The 20,768-nt window shown below is 28.9% G+C and carries 19 protein-coding genes and 1 pseudogene; all 20 read left to right on the forward strand.

Translation table 11 applies throughout. The features are described 5' to 3' along the window. The coding region (locus LGK97_RS20080) for a GNAT family N-acetyltransferase (RefSeq protein WP_413228454.1) at nucleotides 1-178 on the forward strand (178 nt) is incomplete at its 5' end. Nucleotides 179-387: 209 nt separating this feature from the next. Next, nucleotides 388-876, forward strand: a complete 489-nt coding sequence (locus LGK97_RS18425) for an AAA family ATPase (protein WP_226261543.1) — start codon at nucleotides 388-390, stop codon at nucleotides 874-876. A 357-nt stretch (nucleotides 877-1,233) separates the two neighbouring features. Further along, on the forward strand, nucleotides 1,234-2,247 hold the full coding sequence (locus LGK97_RS18430) for a M28 family peptidase (protein ID WP_226261545.1): 1,014 nt from the start codon (nucleotides 1,234-1,236) through the stop codon (nucleotides 2,245-2,247). A 348-nt stretch (nucleotides 2,248-2,595) separates the two neighbouring features. Next, entirely contained in the window at nucleotides 2,596-3,078 is a 483-nt protein-coding gene (locus LGK97_RS18435) for an NUDIX domain-containing protein (RefSeq protein WP_226261547.1), read from the forward strand. 418 nt (nucleotides 3,079-3,496) lie between these two features. Continuing rightward, the gene (locus LGK97_RS18440; RefSeq protein WP_226261548.1) at nucleotides 3,497-3,961 is read left to right on the forward strand and encodes a DUF4365 domain-containing protein; all 465 of its coding nucleotides are present in this window, start codon (nucleotides 3,497-3,499) and stop codon (nucleotides 3,959-3,961) included. A 366-nt stretch (nucleotides 3,962-4,327) separates the two neighbouring features. Then, on the forward strand, nucleotides 4,328-5,062 hold the full coding sequence (locus LGK97_RS18445) for a hypothetical protein (RefSeq protein WP_226261550.1): 735 nt from the start codon (nucleotides 4,328-4,330) through the stop codon (nucleotides 5,060-5,062). Between the two features lie 149 nt (nucleotides 5,063-5,211). Then, entirely contained in the window at nucleotides 5,212-6,717 is a 1,506-nt protein-coding gene (locus tag LGK97_RS18450) for a PIN-like domain-containing protein (protein WP_226261552.1), read from the forward strand. A gap of 75 nt (nucleotides 6,718-6,792) precedes the next feature. Next, on the forward strand, nucleotides 6,793-7,536 hold the full coding sequence (locus LGK97_RS18455) for a hypothetical protein (RefSeq protein ID WP_226261560.1): 744 nt from the start codon (nucleotides 6,793-6,795) through the stop codon (nucleotides 7,534-7,536). A gap of 292 nt (nucleotides 7,537-7,828) precedes the next feature. Then, on the forward strand, nucleotides 7,829-8,200 hold the full coding sequence (locus LGK97_RS18460; protein WP_226261562.1) for a hypothetical protein: 372 nt from the start codon (nucleotides 7,829-7,831) through the stop codon (nucleotides 8,198-8,200). Nucleotides 8,201-8,626: 426 nt separating this feature from the next. Further along, nucleotides 8,627-9,193 carry a site-specific integrase gene (locus LGK97_RS18465; RefSeq protein WP_226261564.1) on the forward strand — a complete coding sequence of 189 codons (567 nt, stop codon included), beginning with the start codon at nucleotides 8,627-8,629 and terminating at the stop codon, nucleotides 9,191-9,193. A 71-nt stretch (nucleotides 9,194-9,264) separates the two neighbouring features. Further along, a complete protein-coding gene (locus LGK97_RS18470) occupies nucleotides 9,265-9,792 on the forward strand; it encodes a DNA topology modulation protein (protein ID WP_226261566.1) in 528 nt (175 codons plus the stop codon). Nucleotides 9,793-9,870: 78 nt separating this feature from the next. Then, nucleotides 9,871-10,719, forward strand: coding sequence for a TnsA endonuclease C-terminal domain-containing protein (locus LGK97_RS18475; protein ID WP_226261568.1), 849 nt, complete (start codon nucleotides 9,871-9,873; stop codon nucleotides 10,717-10,719). Further along, complete coding sequence (locus LGK97_RS18480) at nucleotides 10,697-12,859, forward strand: DNA-binding protein (protein WP_226261569.1); 2,163 nt, start codon at nucleotides 10,697-10,699, stop codon at nucleotides 12,857-12,859. The genes LGK97_RS18475 and LGK97_RS18480 overlap by 23 nt, the downstream gene beginning before the upstream one ends. Further along, a complete protein-coding gene (locus LGK97_RS18485) occupies nucleotides 12,843-14,507 on the forward strand; it encodes an ATP-binding protein (protein WP_226261570.1) in 1,665 nt (554 codons plus the stop codon). Before LGK97_RS18480 ends, LGK97_RS18485 begins: the two co-directional genes overlap by 17 nt. A gap of 6 nt (nucleotides 14,508-14,513) precedes the next feature. Continuing rightward, nucleotides 14,514-16,391 carry a TnsD family transposase gene (locus LGK97_RS18490; RefSeq protein ID WP_226261571.1) on the forward strand — a complete coding sequence of 626 codons (1,878 nt, stop codon included), beginning with the start codon at nucleotides 14,514-14,516 and terminating at the stop codon, nucleotides 16,389-16,391. Between the two features lie 185 nt (nucleotides 16,392-16,576). After that, nucleotides 16,577-17,872 (forward strand): hypothetical protein, encoded by a 1,296-nt coding sequence (locus LGK97_RS18495; protein WP_226261577.1) that lies wholly within the window; start codon nucleotides 16,577-16,579, stop codon nucleotides 17,870-17,872. Nucleotides 17,873-17,890: 18 nt separating this feature from the next. Beyond that, entirely contained in the window at nucleotides 17,891-19,444 is a 1,554-nt protein-coding gene (locus LGK97_RS18500; protein ID WP_226261584.1) for an AAA family ATPase, read from the forward strand. Nucleotides 19,445-19,613: 169 nt separating this feature from the next. Further along, nucleotides 19,614-19,754 (forward strand): annotated as a pseudogene (locus tag LGK97_RS18505) (GNAT family N-acetyltransferase); the annotation flags it as partial. A gap of 107 nt (nucleotides 19,755-19,861) precedes the next feature. Beyond that, nucleotides 19,862-20,017, forward strand: coding sequence for a hypothetical protein (locus LGK97_RS18510; protein WP_226261585.1), 156 nt, complete (start codon nucleotides 19,862-19,864; stop codon nucleotides 20,015-20,017). A 97-nt stretch (nucleotides 20,018-20,114) separates the two neighbouring features. Then, a complete protein-coding gene (locus tag LGK97_RS18515; protein ID WP_226261587.1) occupies nucleotides 20,115-20,555 on the forward strand; it encodes a GNAT family N-acetyltransferase in 441 nt (146 codons plus the stop codon). Nucleotides 20,556-20,768 lie beyond the last annotated feature (213 nt).

The following is a 20,768-nucleotide window of genomic DNA, read 5'->3' on the forward strand; positions in this document are numbered from 1 at the left end:
ATACCCTCAATATAGAGGAAAAGGCATTGCAACGAAAGTTATGACTGAACTTTTATCGGAAGCAAAACTATTAGGCGTTGCGGCCGTTGATTTAATGTCGACTGAAAAAGGAAAACCATTATATGTAAGTCTTGGATTTCAAATAAATAATTATACATCAATGTATAAGGTACTCTAACTCCCGCAAAATAAGCATAATCAGAAATTATATTAATTCACAATATTACTATATGTCATCGCAAGCAAATCCATATCAATTAATATGTGGGTTATTAAAATATCAATTTTATGTTCAGTGTGTATGGTAATATGTGTATAACAACTTTAATATGGGTAAGGTACATTGGATTTTATTGAGGTGGAATTATATTTATTAAGGGGATATTTATGAGTAAGATTTATATAATTGGAATAGTAGCAAGTGGCAAAACTACACTTGCTAAAAACCTATCGAAAGAATTGAACATTACATATTATGAATTGGATTGTATAGTTCATCATAAAACAGAAACTGAGAGATATAAACGAACTCCAGAACAACAATTAGAAGTTATTAAAAATATCGACAGTAAAGGCGACTGGATTATTGAAGGTACATATCGAGAAAGTTGCCATTATCTATTTGATATGGCTGATAAAATAATATTTCTTGATACACCACTTTTGAAGAGAAAATACCGTATTTTTTTACGGTATATCAAGCAACAACTTAAAATAGAAAAGTGCCACTACAAGTCAGATTTTAAAATGTTAAGGCTAATGTATAAGTGGACTAAAGATTTTGAACTCAACAGAACAGAATTTGTTAAAATGTTAAAAATATATAAAAATAAATTGTCTATTATTACAAATGTAAAGAGTTTAAACCTCAAGTAGTTCTAATTAAGTCATACTCTTCGCATATGTCGTCGTAACTACTAAAGATTGTTTTTACCATTCACACATTCGAATATCGCTATCAAAACAACAAAAGCCACATGATGGATATCAATTTCATCTTGTGGCTCATTTTTTATATATGTCGGCTGTACCGTATAATCTAATTCATTGAGATGCGATCACAGAAGATTAAGAGAAGACCAAAGCAAATCTCAATTTTATAAGTAAAAAGTAAATTAAAAGGCTTTATGTTATGAAATCCTAACTATGCTAATGAGCATTTACAGAAATGATTGAATACTCATAAGAATAGTGGAAAGAATTATAGATATAAAAATGTTAGGAGGATTTTATATGAAGGTTATGTTAAAATTAAGTGTTGTATTAGCCATGGTTCTTACTTTTTCATCCTGTTCTACTGAAGTAGTTAGCCATAATTATAAAGAAACTACTGCAAACAGTGAACAATTAGTACAACCATCACAGGTTCAGACTTCTGTAAAGACTCCATCTTCTAAAGAAATGGTTGCTACTCTTTGCTCCGATGAGTTTCAAGGAAGATTAACTGGTTCTAAAGGAAATGAAAAAGCTGAAGAGTATATTGAGAAAACTTTTAAAGATATTGGGCTAACTCCATTGTTTGAAGATAGCTACTATGAGCCATATACACAAGAAGTATACAAAAAATCTGGTTTAATTGATATAAATGATAAACCAGAAAACAAAGTGGTTAATAATATTGTAGGAGTTATAAAAGGCAAAGATAGCAAAAAAGCAGTAGTAATATCAGCTCATTTTGACCATTTAGGATTTGTGAACGGAACAATTAATAGAGGAGCATTAGATAATGCTTCGGGGGTATCAGCCTTAATAGAAATAGCAAATACACTAAAAGAGAAATCAAAGGAAAAACTTTTTGATATGGATATAATTCTATGTGCCTTTAATGGTGAAGAAACTGGTCTAAATGGAAGCAGAGCCTTTGTTGAGGACATTATTTCAAAACCAGTCTATGGGAACTTGTATAATATTAATATAGATTGTATTGGTGCTACAGATGGAGGAAAGCTTGCTCTAAAGAATAAAAGCAAGGTATCTAATAAGCTATATGATGCTATAAAAACTACTATGAAGAAATATAATATTGAATTTTCGGACACTGCTGTAATAGGTTTAGGTGACCATTTGAGTTTTGAAAGTGCATCTATACCAAATGTTTTTCTTGTACAAGAGAATGTAAAAAAAATAGTTCATACACCTAAAGATACTCCAGACATTTTAGATTATGTTCAAATAAAGAAAATTGCAAATGCTATATGTGACTTTATTGAAACAAATGAAGGAGTAGATTTTAAACTAAGTAAATAGTAAGAAAAGAGCATGATAAATCTTATTAAAAAAGCTTAAAGATTTATCACAACATTCGTATATAGTGAGACCTCAAGAGTAGAAATGCTCTTTTGTTTTTTTGTAGTACCACAAACAAATTACCGAAGTGAATTTAATATAATATTTGTTTGTTTACGTTTTTAAACGATTAAGATTATAAGAACAAGGTACACAATAATTTCAAATTCAATAATAAACATATATTAGCCTGTATATGTTTATTATTGTTTGTTTAGGAATTTAATAGTACAATTTAATAAATGCTTTGTGTCGACCTTGTAATTTAAAGCGTAACAACTTTTATGTTTAAAAGGGAGGAAAATCAAAATGAGTTTTCATATTAGAGTAAGTGGTCGTGGCATTGTTATTAATAATGATAAGATTTTATTGAATGAATTTGGCGGTGGGGAGTATTATAATATACCTGGTGGTGGAGTCGAACCTGGGGAAACTGTTAAACAAACTGTGGTTAGAGAAATACTTGAAGAAACTGGCTTAAATGTTACTGTGGGTGATTTTATATTTGCACTTGAATATGAACCTAATAATTGTAATTTTATTTATGGAGAAACGTCAAAAATAAGCCTTGTATTTCGTTGTTTCTTAAATGATGATGATAAGATTAAGCCTCCTTCTGTTCCAGATATAGACCCTGATAATCCAGAGATTTCAAGTGAAGCAAAGTGGGTGCAAATATCAGATTTAGAAGGGGTTAACTATGTACCTTATATTCACGAACAACTCATGGAATATACAAAAACAAATAATTTTTCTCCGGTGTTTATTGAAGAACCATTGAATAAAAAATAGATAGTCTATATGTTTTTTGTAATTCTTAGTAATGTTCATATATAACACAATAGTAATTTTATCTGTATTAATATTTGGGGTGATAGGTCTTTTTACAATTGGCTCTGACATGAATACTATGCCAGTCGGCTTAATAGTCGGAGTAATCGTAGGATTATTAGTTTCAATTTTAATTGCTGTAGAGAGGATTTTTAGCATATTAGATGACAAAACTCAATCTAAAAATGAAAATTAACTGAACAATTTTTATATATAGTTGATCAATCGCAAATTTACGGTACTTTAATAGTTAGAGAAAAGCAAAGGGGCTTGTCTGTTTACGACAAGCCCATTTTATATTCTTTTATCCTTAGCCTTAAAATGAAATATATTACAAACTAACTATTATTTAATTAGTTAAGAGAGGGGTGGGTTTATAATGCCAAATAAAGAATGGGGCAAATTAAATAATTTGCAGTTAGGTAGATATGCTGAATACTTTGCAAAAATGGAATTTGCATCTTATGGATTAGAAGTTTATACATCTGAGGTAGATGATCATGGTATTGATTTTATTATAAAAGATAAAAAAAGGCGTTTTTGTGAAATTCAGGTAAAGTCTAAGACTGAAAAAGGATATATATTTATGCAAAAAAACAAATTTGACATAGACAATAAAAACTTATATTTAATATTACTTGTGTTTGAATCAGGTAAATTTCCAGATATATTTTTAATACCATCAAAATCTTGGAAAGAGTCCAATGAAGTTTTTGTTGATAGAAAATACGATAAGCCAGGACAAAAGAGTGCACCAGAGTATGGGATTAATATATCACATAAAAACTATAATATACTTGAGGTATTTAGGTTTGAAGAAATCATTAAAGAATTTATAGAATGAATAAGTAATTTCTTTATCTTTTTAAAAGGATTCATGAAGATAGCTAATAGGTAGTAAAAAGTTAGAGTATGTTAGATGGGATAAATAAATTGTCTATTTGCAGTGAAACATAACAGTAAATATGTTGTGAGATGTGATTTGTTTATAAAAAAAGAGGTAGCAATAATTCCTTTTGCAACATAAATGCTCTTAAATGTTGAAACTTGAGTGCAACAAAATTGCATGAAAACATATATATATAAAGTTAAAAAATATTATAATCTATGTGTACAGGATAAAGTTATAAATAAGCATTTTCGAAATAGTTATAATTGTTATTTATGTTATAATTATTATAAAGTTACAGATTACAAGGAGAATTATGCAATGAGGGATGATGAAGAATATGTTAAATTAGCAATGGAAAAGTATATGAAAAATAATATTGAAGAAGTAACTATTATTGATGGGGACGAACCGCCAGATTATTATGTGCTATTTCAAAATAAAAAAATATTACTTGAAGTTACAAGAGCTGAATCAATTTATTTAAGTGATAGATTACAAACCAGAAATACAATAGATCAATCAATAATTAAGCTTTGCAATCAATTAAACAAGGATATAGGGATAGAAATAAATGAGAATAAATCATTATTATTAGATATAAAAGGACCATTGACAAATTATGATAAATTTAAAAAGTCTATAAAAGATAGTATTTTGTCATTTTTAAATGATGGCATAAATTATTCATTATCGTTGACTGATTGGGTTGAGATAAATATTTGTGGTAACATTATCAAAGTAAAAATAGTAAAAAGTTCTCCTTTAAAAAAAAGGATTATTGGGCTTATAGGTATTAAAAATAATCTATCAATTACAAATATAGGTGAACAAGCATTATTGATTTTAGAAGATAGAATTAAAATAAAGGAAGGAAAGACAAAAATAATAAATGGGGTACTGTGGAAGGAAGAAAAATGGTTAGCAATCTTTAATAATTATTGCTTAGCTTCTGCTGATACATATATTAGAGCAATGAAACAAATTAAAATACATCATACTTTTACAAGAATATTTTTAATTGGTGATAATTATGAAGTGACACAGGTATATTAGGATTGACACCTATATGGTGCTTTTAAAGTTCAAAAAATTAAATTAAATATAATAAAACAATAATTAATTTAAAACACAGGCACTGTATGTTTCTATAGATATATAGAATGGATAACATTGTGAAGAAATTTAAGGGAGGGGATTGGGATATGGGGTTTATATATAAAAAAGAAGAGTTTGAAAAAATATTTGATAAACAGCCAGTCATTGTTATGGATACAAACGTTCTTTTAGGGCTGTATAGTTTTACACCAGAAACTATAGAAAATATTATTGGTTCATTTGAAAATCATCTAAATCTTTTCTGGCTACCTAATCAGGTATATTTAGAGTATACAAGACATTACGAGCACATACGAAAACGTGAATCAAACCGATTCCAGAATTTGAAGGAGGATATCTGTAAAGTACTTTCTGATGCAATAGGTACAGTATCAAAAAACTATAGTGCCTATAATAAATATAAATTACCAGAAGTAGATGATAGCAGAGATAAGCTTATAGAAAATATAAACAATGCCATGAAAATTTCAAAACAAGATTTGGAAAAACTTCAAGTTGGACATAGTGAACGAATAGCATGTATAAGTGAGCAGAATGATATTATATATAAATTTGTAACAAATATAAAAAAGAACAGTTGTACTGATGGCTTCTCAATGTTAGAACTGATTGACATTTATGAGGAAGGAGAAAAAAGGTACAAGTATAAAATGCCACCTGGATTTACTGATATTAATAAACCAGATAAAGGTGAAGAGTATTCTGATTTTGTAATGAGAAAATATGGAGATTTAATTATTTGGAAGGAAATACTTAGAAAAATAAAAGACAAAGACTTAAATCTTATATTTATCGAAAATGAAGTTAAAGAGGATTGGTGGACTTATAGTAAAAGTAGACCTAAAAGGATACCTTTAACACTGGAAGAAGAATTCTTAAAGGAGGCAGGAACTAATTCAGATTTTCGCATGGTAACAGTTGATGAATTAATAAGTCATTTTGGAAATCACTTAAAAATTCAGCCGAACTCTATTTTAGAGGTGAATAAAAGGATGGACTTTATAAGGAAGATGGAGTCTTACTTAACAACAAATCAATATGATATAGTAAAATACTACATTGAACACAATGCAATGGAAGAATTAACAGAAAATATGAGCGATAGCTTAATAGATCAAGCATTTGGAGGTGGGCGTATTGAAAATGTTGAGGACGTTGAGATACTTGATATTAATGTGATGGAAAGCTCGTTCAATTATGAGCAAAACGAATGTCAGATAATACTAAATGCTAAGCTAAATGTTGAAAGTAGTGCTAATGCATCCATGTATATTGCAAAAGACTATAATTTATTAGCGAGTATCTATGCAATATTTAAAGTAGAAGCCTATCTTTACATAAATATTGATAATGAAAAAGAGCCTATAAATGCTATCAAATATGAAACGGTAGAATTTCATGGTTTTAAGTTTGAGAGTATTAAGCATAATGAAGATGATGGATACTTTAATTTTACAGGTAAAGATGAAGATGAAAATGAGTACGAGCGTAGGCCACTTTATATAAATACTTGCCCTGATTGTGGAAGAGATTTTAGTATTGAAAACGATGGGGGAAATGGATTTTGTAGTGAGTGTGCTTCAGAACATTAAAATGGAATAGTATTTAATAATATAATAAATGTATACTGACTACTACATAATTAAAATATTAAAGGGGCACTGGATATGAATAAGGACATGAGAAAAATAGCTATTGATAGATTACAGATAACTTGGCTTGAAACTTCAAAATTATATAATAATACAGCATTACTATTAAACGCCTGTGATATTGCAAAAAAGAGGTATGTTGATATGAAGGATAATATAGAACTAAATACGATAACAAACGTACCAGATGAATTTAAGCTTTCAATAGAAACTGGATTAGAAACAACTTTTACAAATGATGGCTTAATAACAGAGTATAGTTCTAACTTATTGGAAGAAATTAATTTGAACTATCTTGTCAGAACAATTTCAATAATGGATGCTTGTTTTGAAGATATATATGAAGCATTGATACCTTTACAATATAAAGAGTTAGAACAAGATAAAATAGATAAGAATAAGTTAATTATAAATCCATGGTCAAATGATAAACTAAGAAAGTTCTTTATAGAAGAATTGAGTTTAAAACAGATAGAAGGTAAACTTTCAACAGCAGATATGATTTTTGACAGATATGAAGAATTGAGAATTATACGACACGCAGTTATCCATAATCAAGGTAAACTGTCAAAACATCAAAATAAAAGATTAGATGAATTATCAAAGAAATTGCCTTTAGATAAAACTGGTGGATCTTTTGCTAAACAAGAATTTATAAAAACAGGTTATGTTAAGATAACCTGCTATGAATTATTTTTATTAAGAAAATGGTTATATGAAGTTATATCATTTTTTATGAAGATGGTTGAAATAAGTTAATAAGATATTTAGAAATTACAAAATAAATATAGTTGATTTGTTACCGAGTAAGATGCGATTATAAGAATTAACATATAAAGTAATATTTTTATTTGCAAATAAAATAAAACATCATATAATCATTACAAAGATTAAACAATGAAATTGGGAGGGGGATTATAATGGAGGGAAAATCAGAACTTATTTTAAACTTGGATAGTGAGTTAGTTGAAAGATTTAAGTAAGTTGCAATGATGGAGAATGATGATATTAATGATGTAGTGGGAGATTATATTACGTATACCTTGAAAGAATGTTATCGTCCCATAAAAAGAATAATGAACCTGAAAAAAGAGAAGCTTCATTAAATTATAGAAAAGTTGTAAGTAAAATAAGCGGATGGGTAGTAAACGCAAATCAAAAGAAGCATAAGATACTAAAGGCACTTTTGAACCTTGAAGCAGAAAAAGGAGAGGTTCTATATTATGAATTAGAAGAAAGGTGTAGTAATAAAGAATTGTATCCAGGTACTTATATGGATACGTTTAAAGGGAACCTTCACCAAATGAAAACAGATTGTGGGAATAGCAATGGTAAGGTTTTTGTAATATATGATGGGATTAAGTTTAAGATATGGGATGAAGTTTTTGATGAAATAGTTAAATACAAGAAATACTTTATATAGCATGATATATCACATATATTATTAACAGAGTGTATATTTAAATCAAATAATTAATTTGGAGCATAGTTGATAAACTTATTAACTGTGCTCTAAGTTTATTTAGACTTGGAATAATAATTGGGTAAAAAAATATATCAAATCTTGACTATCTTCAACGGCCTACCTACAACGTTTATATTGATTATAGTTACTTAAACATGTATAATTTATATATGGAAAGAAAAAGCAATATTTGATATGTAAGGTAATGCAGATAGTCTAATTAATATCTGCATTATTTATTAAAATTTCTGAATCTGACAGAAAGCTATTAAGGTAGATTAAGAATGGCTGTTTCAGGGGGCCTCAAGGAATTTGATAAAAAAGCATACTTTGAATATGACATAATAGCTTAAAAACTAATATTATGCAAGATGGAGGGATATGATGAATACAGTAAGTCCAATCCGAGATAAGAAACAATTGGAAGCTATGAAAAATTTCTTGAAGGGAAAGGATGTAAGAGCATATTTAATGCTTATGGTAGGAATTTCCAGTGCGTTGAGAATTTCTGACATATTATGTATGAAGACCAAAGATATTTGGACTGGTAAAAAACCAACAGAATTTATAATGCTAAATGAAAAGAAAACTGGAAAGGCTAAGAGGTTCCCGATTACTAAAAATTTAAATAAGAGTATAATATTATTCATGCATGAGTTTGAGTTAGAACAGGATGAATATGTCTTCCAATCAAGAAAGGGAAATGGTAAACCGATTACCCGTCAACATGCGGCCTACATATTGAGCCAAGCAGGAGATTACGTAGGTATTAAAGAACCAATATCAACACACTCAATGAGAAAAACTTGGGGTTATTGGGCATATAAATCAGGTGTATCGTTAGCTCTTATAATGGAAGCTTTAAATCATAGTAGTATGGCAAATACGAGAAGGTATTTAGGAATCACGCAAGATGACTTAGATAATGTTTATATGTCATTGAACTTATAGAACATTTGAGAAAATAAAGATAGCATATAATAGGAAAGAATTTTTTAGAATATAAATAAAAGGTGATAAAAATGAATAATATAGGAAAGCGAATAATGGTTATAGGTTCACCAGGTAGCGGTAAGAGTACATTTTCAAGAAAACTTGCAGAGATAACACTTCGCCCACTTATTCATCTTGATAAAGAGTTTTGGAATAATGGTTGGATTGAAACTCCAAGGGAGGAATGGATAAAAAAACAAAAAATATTAATATTAGGTGATGAATGGATAGTAGACGGTAACTATGGTGGGACTATGGATATTCGTCTTGAAAAGGCAGATACAGTAATTTGTTTTAAATTAAATAGAGCAGTATGCTTATTGAGTTACTTTAAACGAGTTATAACAAATATAAATAAAATAAGATCTGATATGCCAGAGGGTTGTCCTGAAAAGTTTGACTTTGAATTTATGAAGTATATTTGGAACTTTCCCGAGAAATCAGGGCAAGGAAACATTGACAGAATTAAAAAAAGTAAAAGTAAACAAATAATAGTTTTTAAAAATAGAAGAGAAGTAAATAAATATATTAAAACCATATACACAAGCATTAACTGATAAAAAAAATCAGCTAAATTGCCTATTGTATATGGTTTTTTCTTTTATTTAACACAGTCAATATTGGAGGACTTATATATGACAAAACGGAACTTAGATTGGACAATTGAAAAGTATAATAGATTTATAAAAGAGGGTAGAGGAAAAGGAGAGGGTAGTGAGTATAAACCATGGTTAACTATTCAAGATATGCCTTCCAGGGGAAGAGTAACGAGAATTTATGAGGCGGGTAGAATTTATCACTTTTTCACAGACAACGAACTAAGATATTTTTATTCACTTATATGGGAGGATTCAGTAGTAGACGTAAGGGAACATTATCCATTGCTCGATTTAAATGAGGTTCTTAATTTAGATGAAGACACATTGTATAAAAAGTATAGAAATGATGGTGTCAATGTTCCATATGTATTAACAACATCATTTCTTATAACAGTTAAAAATAATGAGGGGAAGATTACTTACTATGCAAGAACTGTGAAGTCATCATTAGAGCTTGATAGAAAGAATATTATTGATAGATATGAGATAGAACGCAGATATTGGAATGCTAAGAATATTGATTGGGGAATTGTAACTCAGAAAGATATTCCTGTTATAAGGGCTAAAAATATTTCGTGGGTATATCCTTCATTAGAAATTAATAATGAGGAAAGGTTTAAAGAAAGTGAAAGAGATTACTTATGTGACTTATTAATACAGAGACTAAATGAAACTTCTAATGTAATAAGAGAAGTTACCACTGCTTTTGATATTGAAATGAATTTTGATAGCGGAACTGGATTATTATTTTTCAAGTATCTAATTGCAACTAAGCAAGTGCAAATTAATATGGACGAAAACATTGATATAAATCAACCCTTTTGCAAAGTAATTTTAACTGGAAATAAAGGAGGAATTTTTAATGACAAGGCTGTTAGTAGTTAATACTCTTATAGAATATTCTAAAGAAAAAGTAGAAAGAATTCTGTGGATAAATAATGAATATACACTTGCATTTATTATAGATATATACTCAAATACATGTAGCCCCTTGGTTAGAGAAATAGAAGACATCAATGAGGGATTAAAGGAAGGAAATATTAAAATATTAGATGATGAGCCAGTTTTTAAGTTAATTAATGAAGAGGATTTGAGTGATGAATATAAGGAATTGAGGAATAGAAGATGGAATATCATTAATTCAATTAATGTTGAACCAGATATATTTGATTCAAAAAAAAGAAAGGAGATTATATTAAAAGCAAGTGAGCAGTATGGTATTAGTATTAAGACTATAAATAGGTATTTAAAAAGATATTGGCAAGGGGCGAAAAGTATAAACTCACTTCTTCCCGATTTTAATAATTGCGGAAATCCAGGAACACAAAGAAACAATAATGGAATATTAAAAGTTGGAAGACCTAAAAAATATAAGGATATTCTTGGTGTTGGAATCAACGTAGATGATGAAATTAAAAGGATATTTAGGTTAGCTGTAGATAAATACTATTATACAAGTAAGCAAAATACATTCACTGTAGCATATGAATTAATGGTAAAGGAATTTTTTTCTGAAGATTTTAAAATACAAAATGGAATTAAGATTCCATTGATTAAAGCTAATAGTGAAATACCAACACTAAACCAATTTAAATATTGGTATAAGAAGGAAAGGAATATAAAAAAAGAAGTTACATTAAGAAAAAGTGCAAAAAAATATGAACTTGAAAGTAGAGCTGTAATAGGAAGCTCAACGGAGGAAGCTCAGGGTCCAGGCTCTGTATTTTTGATTGATGCAACAATTGGTGATTTATTTCTGACTTCGCAATTTAATAGGAACTGGCTAATCGGTAGACCGATTATTTATGCTATCATGGATCAATTTTCTGAAAAAATCGTAGGAATATACATTGGTCTTGAAGGACCGTCCTGGAGTGGTGCTATGACTGCACTCGCTAATTGTGCAAGAAACAAGGTGGAGTTTTGTAAGGAATATAACATTGATATTAATAAAGAAGAGTGGGACTGCCATCAATTATGTGATTCTATCTTAGCAGACAGAGGTGAGTTTGAAGGATATGCAGTCGAGAATCTTATTAATGGGTTGCATATTAATGTAAAAAATACAAGTTCTTTTAGGGGGGACCTAAAGGGGAAAATTGAGCGATTTTTTTTAAGCATGACTACGGCTATTAAACCATTTGTACCTGGTTACATAAACGAAGATCATAGACAGCGAACTGGAAAAGATTACAGAACTTATGGTCGACTAAATTTATTTGAGTTCACTCAAATTATAATAAAATTTGTATTGTACTATAACTCGCATTGGTTAAAAAGTTATAACAGGGAAGAAATGATGATTGAAGATGATGTAGATTGTATACCAAATAAACTATGGGAATGGGGAGTTAAAAATAGAGCAGGAAAATTGCGTTCAGTTTCAGAAGATACCATAAAATTATACCTAATGACCTCAGCTAAAGCCTTAATTACATTTAGAGGAATAAAGCTAAAGGGAATATATTATAGTTGTAATTTGGCATTAGTTGAAAAATGGTTTGAGAAGGCAAGGCAAGGTAGTTGGTCGATTACTGTTAGTTACGATATAAGAAACATGAGTTATATCTATATCAAAAATAAAGATATAAATACCTTCGAAAAATGTTACTTACTTGATAATCAACAAAAGTACAAGAATAAAAGTTTAGATGAAATTCAGTATCTATTTAAAATGGAACAATTAAAGGAGAACTCCAAACAAGAAAGTATATTGCAATCAAAGATAGACCTAATGTCTGAAATTGAGGCAATAGTAAAAAAGTCTGAAGTTGCTGATAATAATGTAGTTTCTTATTCTGAAAGTGATAGAAGCAAAATTAAAGGTATAAGAATAAATAGAAAAATTGAAAAAACATTAAATAGAAATAATGAAGCTTTTGAACTTGGAAAACAAACATGTGAGGGAAATTCAAAAGTAGTTTCTATGGATACCATCAACAAAGATAACATTGAAGGAAACTTTAGCAGTATTGAAGTATTAAGAAAAAAACAAAAGGAGAAATTAAATGGAGTTAGTAAATAAGGTATTAATTGATAATGGCGGAGAAGGTGAGGTTGCATACTATAAGGAACAAGTTATTAAAGAGTATAAGGATAACCCCTTAATTGAGTGTCTTCCCAATATAATCTCATCAGAAGAAGCAATTGATAAACTTGCTGTATACCCATATTTTAGAGAGGAAGAAAGAAAACTTGAGCCACATATAAGGTACCATCTTATTCAGAGGCTCTTCCAGTATTTTCAGCCTTTAAATTTACATTTAGATTTGGAGAGTAGGGTTTCAAGGGTAATAAGACAAGGGTATATTGCAAGAAATCCTTTCATAGCAGAATATGCAGAAAGCTTTGGGATAGGACATAAAATGATTTTAAATTCAAATATGGAAATGACTAATAATAAGTCATTCAGAACAACATCATCAGGGTTTACGATTATTGGAATATCGGGAATAGGAAAAAGCACAACAATTAACTTAATTCTATCAATGTATCCTCAAATTATTGTTCATAATGAATATAAGGGATTTAAGTTCAGCATGTATCAACTTGTATGGTTAAAATTAGACTGCGGAGAAGGTTCTACCAAGGGCTTATGCATTGATTTCTTCTTAAAAGTTGATGAATTGCTTGGAACAAATTACCATAAAAAATATGGAAGTGGAAGACAGGCTGTAAATGTGTTAATGCCAATAATGGGGCAGATTGCAAAGAATATAGGATTAGGAGTATTGGTAATTGATGAAATTCAACATCTATCACTGACAAAATCAGGTGGAGCTGATAAGATGTTGAATTTTTTCGTCACTTTGGTAAACATAGGTATTCCAATTATTTTAATCGGAACTAATAAGGCTATGTCAATTTTACAATCTCAATTTCGCCAGGCAAGACGTGGTAGCGGGCAGGGCGACATGGTTATACAAAGAATGGCTAATGATGAAAATTGGAATTTAATTATTGATGGAATGGCTGATTACCAATGGACGAGGAACCCAATTATTCTTTCAAGAGAAATAAAGGATACGCTCTACGAATTTAGTCAAGGCATCACAGACATAGCAATTAAACTTTTTGTAATGTCTCAAATTAGAGCTATTTCATCTGGGAAAGAGCAAATTACAGAAAATATTATAAGAAGTGTTGCAAAAGAAAATTTACAGCTCGTCAGACCAATGATTGACGCACTTAAATCAGGATCGGCAAGTCGAATTGCTCAATATGAAGATCTTTATTCGGCTAATATAGATAGTTTTTTAAGTCAGGAAAGCTCAAAAATATCTTTAAGTAGTAAAATTAGAGAATTACAAAATAATAAGAAATTAAATGAGAGTTCAAGTAAAGAAAGTATGAAAGAACAGGCTATTATAAAGCTAATTGACCTCGATATTGAACCTGTTAAGGCGAAAAAATATGTTAATGAAATTATCTTAAACGGAGGAAGTAAAATAGAGATTAAAGAGCTTGTTAAGGAAGCGTATAAATTAAGTTTAGAAATTGACATAGTTAAGAAAGAAAAAACAATCGTTCATAGGAAAGAAGTCATAAACAATGTTAGTGATTTAAGATTCATTGTGGAGGAAGGAAAGAAAAAAGGGATAACGGGTTATGAATCATTAAATGCTAACGGATATATAAAGCATTTTGATGACGAAGTTTTTAAGGTAGGGTGATGAATTATGGTAAGCTTTTTCCCGATAATATATGAAGGTGAAATTTTATACAGTGCAATAGCAAGATATAATATGAGAAGCGGAAATATTAGCCCCAAGGCAACTTTAGAGGATTTGTTTGGTTCAAGGACTGTATCTGCAGTTATGGCATTGCCTTCTAATATTGATAATTTTATTAAGAATATGCCTATTAACTGTAAATACAGTTCTGAGGAGATAATATATAAACATACTTTGTTTCCTTTTTACACAGCATTCCTATCCCCGCAAAGAGCGGAGAAAATATACCAACTGATGATAGGAGAAAATGGTGGGTCTATATATAGTAGTGTAGGAATTATGGCAAGTTCAGTTATAGAAAATACTTATTTCAAATTCTGCACTGAATGCAATAAGGAAAATAAAGAACGGTGGGGCCAATTTTATTGGAATAGAACTCATCAGATACCAGGCATAACAATATGCCCAAAACATAAAACCTTGTTATTAGATAGCAAGGTTTTAATTCACTCTCATAATAAACATGAATTTATATGTGCAACAGAAGAAAATTGCTGTGTGGATAATATAACTTCTTATCCTAATAAAATATTAGATAAGATTTCTATATTAGCTGAGGATATTGAAAAACTATTCAATGCTAAATTTTCTAACATGTCTATGGTATGGTTTGAGGACCAGTATACTACAAAGTTAATTTATTTAGGAATAGCCAATGTTAACGGTCAAATTAAACAAAATGAATTAGTGAGGAGCTTCATAGATTATTATGGAGAAGAGTTTTTAACTGCAGTACAATCTACTATTTCTGTAGAAGATGAAAGCAACTGGATAAGCATGATTGTGAGGAAGCATAGAAAAACTTTTCATCCTATAAGGCATTTGCTTTTGATGCAGTTTTTAGGATTTAGTTTAGAAGAGTTATTTAATATTAAAGTAGAATATAAGCCATTTGGTGATTCACCATGGCCTTGTCTTAATGGGGGAGCAGAGCATTACTTAAAACCTGTAGTCGAAGATTTGGAAATAACCTATGACGGTAAAAGTAAGAAAACAATTGGAACATTTACATGCTCCTGTGGATTTGTTTTTAGTAGGAGTGGACCTGATGCTGATATAAATGACATATATAAAATAGGTCGGATTAAGAATTTTGGTTCAGTTTGGGAAGAAAAACTTAAAGAATTGTTTGATAAAAGGTTAAGTTTACGAGCCATTGCCAGAGAATTAAGAGTTGATGCAAAAACTGTAGAAAAATATGCTGATTTATTAGGATTAGAGCTATATTGGAAAACCGAAAAAGTTGAAAAAGTGGCAGACGTAGCAATAGAAATCTTTAATGATAACAAAAATGATAAGCAACATTATCGTCATGAGTGGGAACTATTAATTGGGAAGTTTCCTAAAAAGTCAAAAACAGAATTGAGAAATATGAATAAGGGAGTATATATATGGCTTTATAGATATGATAGAGAATGGTTAAATGAAAATTCTCCTAAAGTAATTAAAAAATTTAGAGTAAACAACAGAGTGGATTGGGCTAAGAGAGATGAAGAGATATTAATTGAAGTTAAAAATGCTATAGAAAGTATGTTGAATTCACAAGGAAAACCAGAGAGAATTACAATTAGTAGAATTGGCAAAAAGATAGGTAAGTTGGAGTTAATTGAGAAGCATCTTGATAAAATGCATAAAACTAAGGAGGTCATTGAAGAAAATAGTGAAAGCATAGAAGAGTTTCAGCTGAGAAGGATAAACTGGGCAATAAGAATACTGAATAGAGAAGGGGAAGAAGTTAAGGTTTGGAAAGTAATTAGGAAGGCAGGATTAAAGGCAGATAAGTTAGTAGAGTTATTAGTGAATAGCATTTTATATAACAAATAACTCAAATGCAAGTGTAAAATTATGTTTCTTTTTGTAAATAATTAATATATGTACAAATATTATGGTTAGTTAGTGAAACATAATGATATAATATTAATATGTGACATTGTTGTAAAGTATATGTGATAATCTTTGTAATATTAAAATAATGAGAAAGATTATGGTTATGTAGAAAGGAGGTACGGATGTTTAATTTTATAAAAGAAAGAAGTAAAGCTATTGTACTGCCAACATCACTAATTATGGCATTATCAATAGTAGAGACGCTGATTTTTATTTCAATAAGTAATTATCTTAAATCGTATTTTAACAATATTGACGTGTATATAGTAGCAGTTCCTATACTATTTGCGTTAGCGATTTGGTGGACGAGCAATAAAAATATCTTTAAAATACAAGAGCATGAGTATCAACAAAAGTTGCAATGTTTTAAGAATTCATTTGTTGCAACAGTATTTCTATATATGATTGCTATTCTAATAAAATTTAATATAGATAGTAAAACTAATAAAATAGTTATACTTCTAATTTGCTTTGGAGTAATATATTTATCACTTGTATTTTTAAAAGAAAGACCACATTCCAGACCTAATTTAAGTATCAATGATGAAAAAAGAAATGAAAGTAAGCTCTTTAATAATTATTATATCAATATATCAAAAGTATTTGAAATTGCTATGCTAATTAACAACAAGGTTGTAATTAGTGTAGAAAATGAAAGAATAATTGAAAATAGTGAAAGCTTTAATGAAAATTTAAGCACAAACATAAATATAGATTATTTGAATTTTATTAAAAGTGGAATTTCTTATCAAGAGGAATACACTAAATCAAATAGTTCTAAAAACAAAGTACTGGAAAATTTTGAAGTAAAAACTACAAAATCAAATTTATTAGATACTATTATAAAAAAATCTAAAGAATATAATAAGGATTGTGAGATAAGCCCAGGTGATTTGTTTTTATTTAATGAGGTTGAAATTGAACTTATAAATGAAGAACAGGCTATGCAAACTACAAAGATGTTGTTAAATGGAGCTTTCAATGGCTCTAATGTCAGTAGTACATCAGATGAAATGAAGATGGATTTAAATATGTCATCCTTAATGAATTCTATGTTAAAGGATTGTAGCTATGAATTAAGATGTTCAATAAATGACTTTGTTTTTTATATTAAAATACCCATGTCATTTGAAAATGATTTTGAAAGTGATTATAATATTTATGATATTCTTATAGGGAAAATGACATTAGTAGGTATTTACAGAGGTAAAGATTCAAAACAGAAATATAAAAATGCTTTTCAATATTTTACAGATACTCAAAATATAAGTGCCACTCCATCGTATTCAGGACTAACAAGGTCCGCAACACCCGAAGTAGAGGCTATAAATAAAGAAGTAGCGATAGGTGATATAAGGAATGATGATAGTAATTATGTAGATATAATAGCTATTATAAAAGAACTGAATATAAAGTAAAAAGAATGTGAGGATAAAATGGAAGAGACGAGAATTTTAGTTTACCATAAAGAAAAATTTGATGATTTCCACGAGAAATTTTCTGAAAATCATAGTATTATATCATTATCATCACTTTTAAATATATCTCACCAATTTGAAGAGGACTATTTAAATGATGAAAAATTATTGGTAGATATAACGGTAATGTTAAAAGCAATATTATCAAGAGAAGATTCAATAATGTATTATGAAGTGATAATTAATCATTTGCAAAGACAAAGTAATGTTGGCATATTGGTTGAGCATAGTTATGTTGATAGAGTTTTTGAAATTTTTCCAGAATGTTTTTCTGAGAAAAAATATTTAACAGAGATTGAAAACAGTAATGGGAATGGAGAAACTATTATTAAAGAAAAAATAACTGTTATAAAAAATATAACAATGTACAATAAAAATAACTTTGATGAATTCTTAAATAGAAAAAAGATAGATGATGTGCAAGTATTATCAATAACAAAAGTTATAAAAAAAACCAATTATATAGATTATACTGTTGATAAAAGCACATTAGATGATAGTGAAAAGTACATTTTTGATATAACAGCTATGGTGAAAATGGTTAATATGAGGAATGACTTATTATTGTCATTTGAAATAATTTTAATTGAACTATCAAAATTAGCAAATGTGGACTTTATTATTGAAACAGAGGAGAAAGAAAATTGTAAACAGTTGTTCAAATATAGTTTCCATGAATATATTAAGTTAACATCCGTAGAAGATAATAATATGGAACCTAAAGAAGTTAAAGTTGTTAATATGAGCAATGTAGAGATTGACAACTTTCTTGAAAAATTTGATGAAGAATTATTTGGTCATAGTGATTTTAAAGTGGATTTTAAAAAACAAATAAAAAAATATGCAATTCTTAATAAAATGAAAGAAATTAAAATTTTCTCCGTATTTTTATGTGGTGATTCAGGAATAGGAAAAACCGAAGTTGCAAGAATTTTGCATAGAAATCTCTATCCTAATAGTAAAGAGATTAAAATTAATTTCGGAAACTATTCTGAAAGAGGTTCTTTATGGAGTTTGATAGGTTCACCAAAAGGATACCTTGGTAGTGAAAAGGGAGGGGAACTTACTAATAAGATACGCAATAGTAATTCCAAAGTAATATTAATTGATGAATTTGATAAAGCAGATAAGTCAATCTTTAGCTTTTTCTATGAACTTTTAGAAGATGGAAAGTTTACTGACCTTGATGAAAATGAAATTGATCTAAATGGATATATTATAATATTTACTTCGAACTTAAATGCAAGTAATTATAAAAACGTAATCCCCGAACCATTGTTTTCAAGATTATGTATGAGGTATGAATTCATACCTTTAAATAACGAAGATAAACAGAATTTTGTTGTATATAGAACAGAGCAGTTGATTAATAGATATAATAAAGAATTTAATAGTAAATTTGATAACGCAAAAAAAGACATGCTATTAAATATCAGTATGGTAGATTTGAATAATTTGAGAGATATAGATATAAGACTAACTAATAGATTTGTTGAATTAGTTGAGGTATGATTTAATGATATGAATGAGTTAGGAGTTCTAAAGTTTAAGCAAAACAATTTTTTTAATTAAGAGAATTGTAAAATATAGATGATTGTAAAATATAGATGATTGTAAAATATAGATGATTGTAAGATGTACGGATATATATATATGTTAAAAGAAATATTAAAGGGTACTAAAAGGGTGTAAATTAATTCACTTAGATATATTTGATTTTCAAGCAAAAGATTTTTATCTTAAACATAGGTATGAGATTTTTGGTGTATTAGATTATTGTCCTATGGAACATAAACGTTATTATATGAAAAAGGACATATAGTTCAACATATTCTTAGAATGTTTATCTATCTTAAAACTACGATAGATGAACAATCGTAGGGTATGGCGAAGTAAATATTTATAATAATATGAAAGAGGGGTAGGTAAATGAGTTTTGGGAAAGCAATCATTGCCTTTATTATTGGAATAATTTTATCATTTGGTATTGGTTCTTTGTTTAGTGATAGTGGCGTTGCCGTTATGACAGCCGTATGTTATGTAGGAGCAATCATTGTTGGTTTATTTTATGACCAAAGAAAATAAATATAGTATTTATTTAAAGCAGTTTCATAATATTCGCAGTTTGCGTCACAATTGTAAACTGTGACAAACTATTGAATTACGAGAGAGGGATTTAAATATGGACAATATTACTATAACCGAAGAAATAATTTTAAAGGCAAAACTTCCAAAGAATATTTGCGTTAGGGAATTTACTGAGAAAGATTTTCCCTCTGTTCAAACAATTTATAGAAACGAAGGTTGGATGACTTTTATTAACAGGGCAGATGACGGATTAGAGGCATGGAAAAATTCAAACATTGCACTTGTGGCCGTTAAAGGTGATTCAATAATTGGCTTTGTTCGTGCATTAACTGATGGAAAAATAACAACATATATAGCAGAAATTGCGGTTGATAAACATTATAGAGGAAAAGGAATTGGAAAATCTTTAATTGATATATGCCATCATCTCTATCCAAATACACGGTTAGACTTGCTCTCAAGCGAGGAAGCAGATACGTTTTATGAAAAAGATAATTTTAAAAGTATACCTGGGTTCAGGAAGAGTTACTACTAAAATAATTGCTTCGGAATCTTTATAATTTACGACATTGTTATAAGTATTAGATTAGTTGCTTAATGTAGTAGCTATTTATAATTTAAATCCTTTTACCTACTTTGTACACAAACAACAAACCTTGTCCCCAAATATTAAAGTCTGTCCACAAACATTAAAGTCTGTCCCAATAAATGAAGGAAATGCGGATCACCACCACGCACTCCTTCATTT

Source organism: Clostridium sp. CS001, assembly GCF_020443565.1.
Classification (GTDB): domain Bacteria; phylum Bacillota; class Clostridia; order Clostridiales; family Clostridiaceae; genus Clostridium_AD.

Excerpts from the sequence above, each read along its gene's own strand:
- LGK97_RS18425 (WP_226261543.1), top strand. The coding sequence starts at position 388 with ATGAGTAAGATTTATATAATTGGAATAGTAGCAAGTGGCAAAACTACA.
- LGK97_RS18430 (WP_226261545.1), top strand. The coding sequence starts at position 1,234 with ATGAAGGTTATGTTAAAATTAAGTGTTGTATTAGCCATGGTTCTTACT.
- LGK97_RS18435 (WP_226261547.1), top strand. The coding sequence starts at position 2,596 with ATGAGTTTTCATATTAGAGTAAGTGGTCGTGGCATTGTTATTAATAAT.
- LGK97_RS18440 (WP_226261548.1), top strand. The coding sequence starts at position 3,497 with ATGCCAAATAAAGAATGGGGCAAATTAAATAATTTGCAGTTAGGTAGA.
- LGK97_RS18445 (WP_226261550.1), top strand. The coding sequence starts at position 4,328 with ATGAGGGATGATGAAGAATATGTTAAATTAGCAATGGAAAAGTATATG.
- LGK97_RS18450 (WP_226261552.1), top strand. The coding sequence starts at position 5,212 with ATGGGGTTTATATATAAAAAAGAAGAGTTTGAAAAAATATTTGATAAA.
- LGK97_RS18455 (WP_226261560.1), top strand. The coding sequence starts at position 6,793 with ATGAATAAGGACATGAGAAAAATAGCTATTGATAGATTACAGATAACT.
- LGK97_RS18460 (WP_226261562.1), top strand. The coding sequence starts at position 7,829 with ATGTTATCGTCCCATAAAAAGAATAATGAACCTGAAAAAAGAGAAGCT.
- LGK97_RS18465 (WP_226261564.1), top strand. The coding sequence starts at position 8,627 with ATGAATACAGTAAGTCCAATCCGAGATAAGAAACAATTGGAAGCTATG.
- LGK97_RS18470 (WP_226261566.1), top strand. The coding sequence starts at position 9,265 with ATGAATAATATAGGAAAGCGAATAATGGTTATAGGTTCACCAGGTAGC.
- LGK97_RS18475 (WP_226261568.1), top strand. The coding sequence starts at position 9,871 with ATGACAAAACGGAACTTAGATTGGACAATTGAAAAGTATAATAGATTT.
- LGK97_RS18480 (WP_226261569.1), top strand. The coding sequence starts at position 10,697 with ATGACAAGGCTGTTAGTAGTTAATACTCTTATAGAATATTCTAAAGAA.
- LGK97_RS18485 (WP_226261570.1), top strand. The coding sequence starts at position 12,843 with ATGGAGTTAGTAAATAAGGTATTAATTGATAATGGCGGAGAAGGTGAG.
- LGK97_RS18490 (WP_226261571.1), top strand. The coding sequence starts at position 14,514 with ATGGTAAGCTTTTTCCCGATAATATATGAAGGTGAAATTTTATACAGT.
- LGK97_RS18495 (WP_226261577.1), top strand. The coding sequence starts at position 16,577 with ATGTTTAATTTTATAAAAGAAAGAAGTAAAGCTATTGTACTGCCAACA.
- LGK97_RS18500 (WP_226261584.1), top strand. The coding sequence starts at position 17,891 with ATGGAAGAGACGAGAATTTTAGTTTACCATAAAGAAAAATTTGATGAT.
- LGK97_RS18510 (WP_226261585.1), top strand. The coding sequence starts at position 19,862 with ATGAGTTTTGGGAAAGCAATCATTGCCTTTATTATTGGAATAATTTTA.
- LGK97_RS18515 (WP_226261587.1), top strand. The coding sequence starts at position 20,115 with ATGGACAATATTACTATAACCGAAGAAATAATTTTAAAGGCAAAACTT.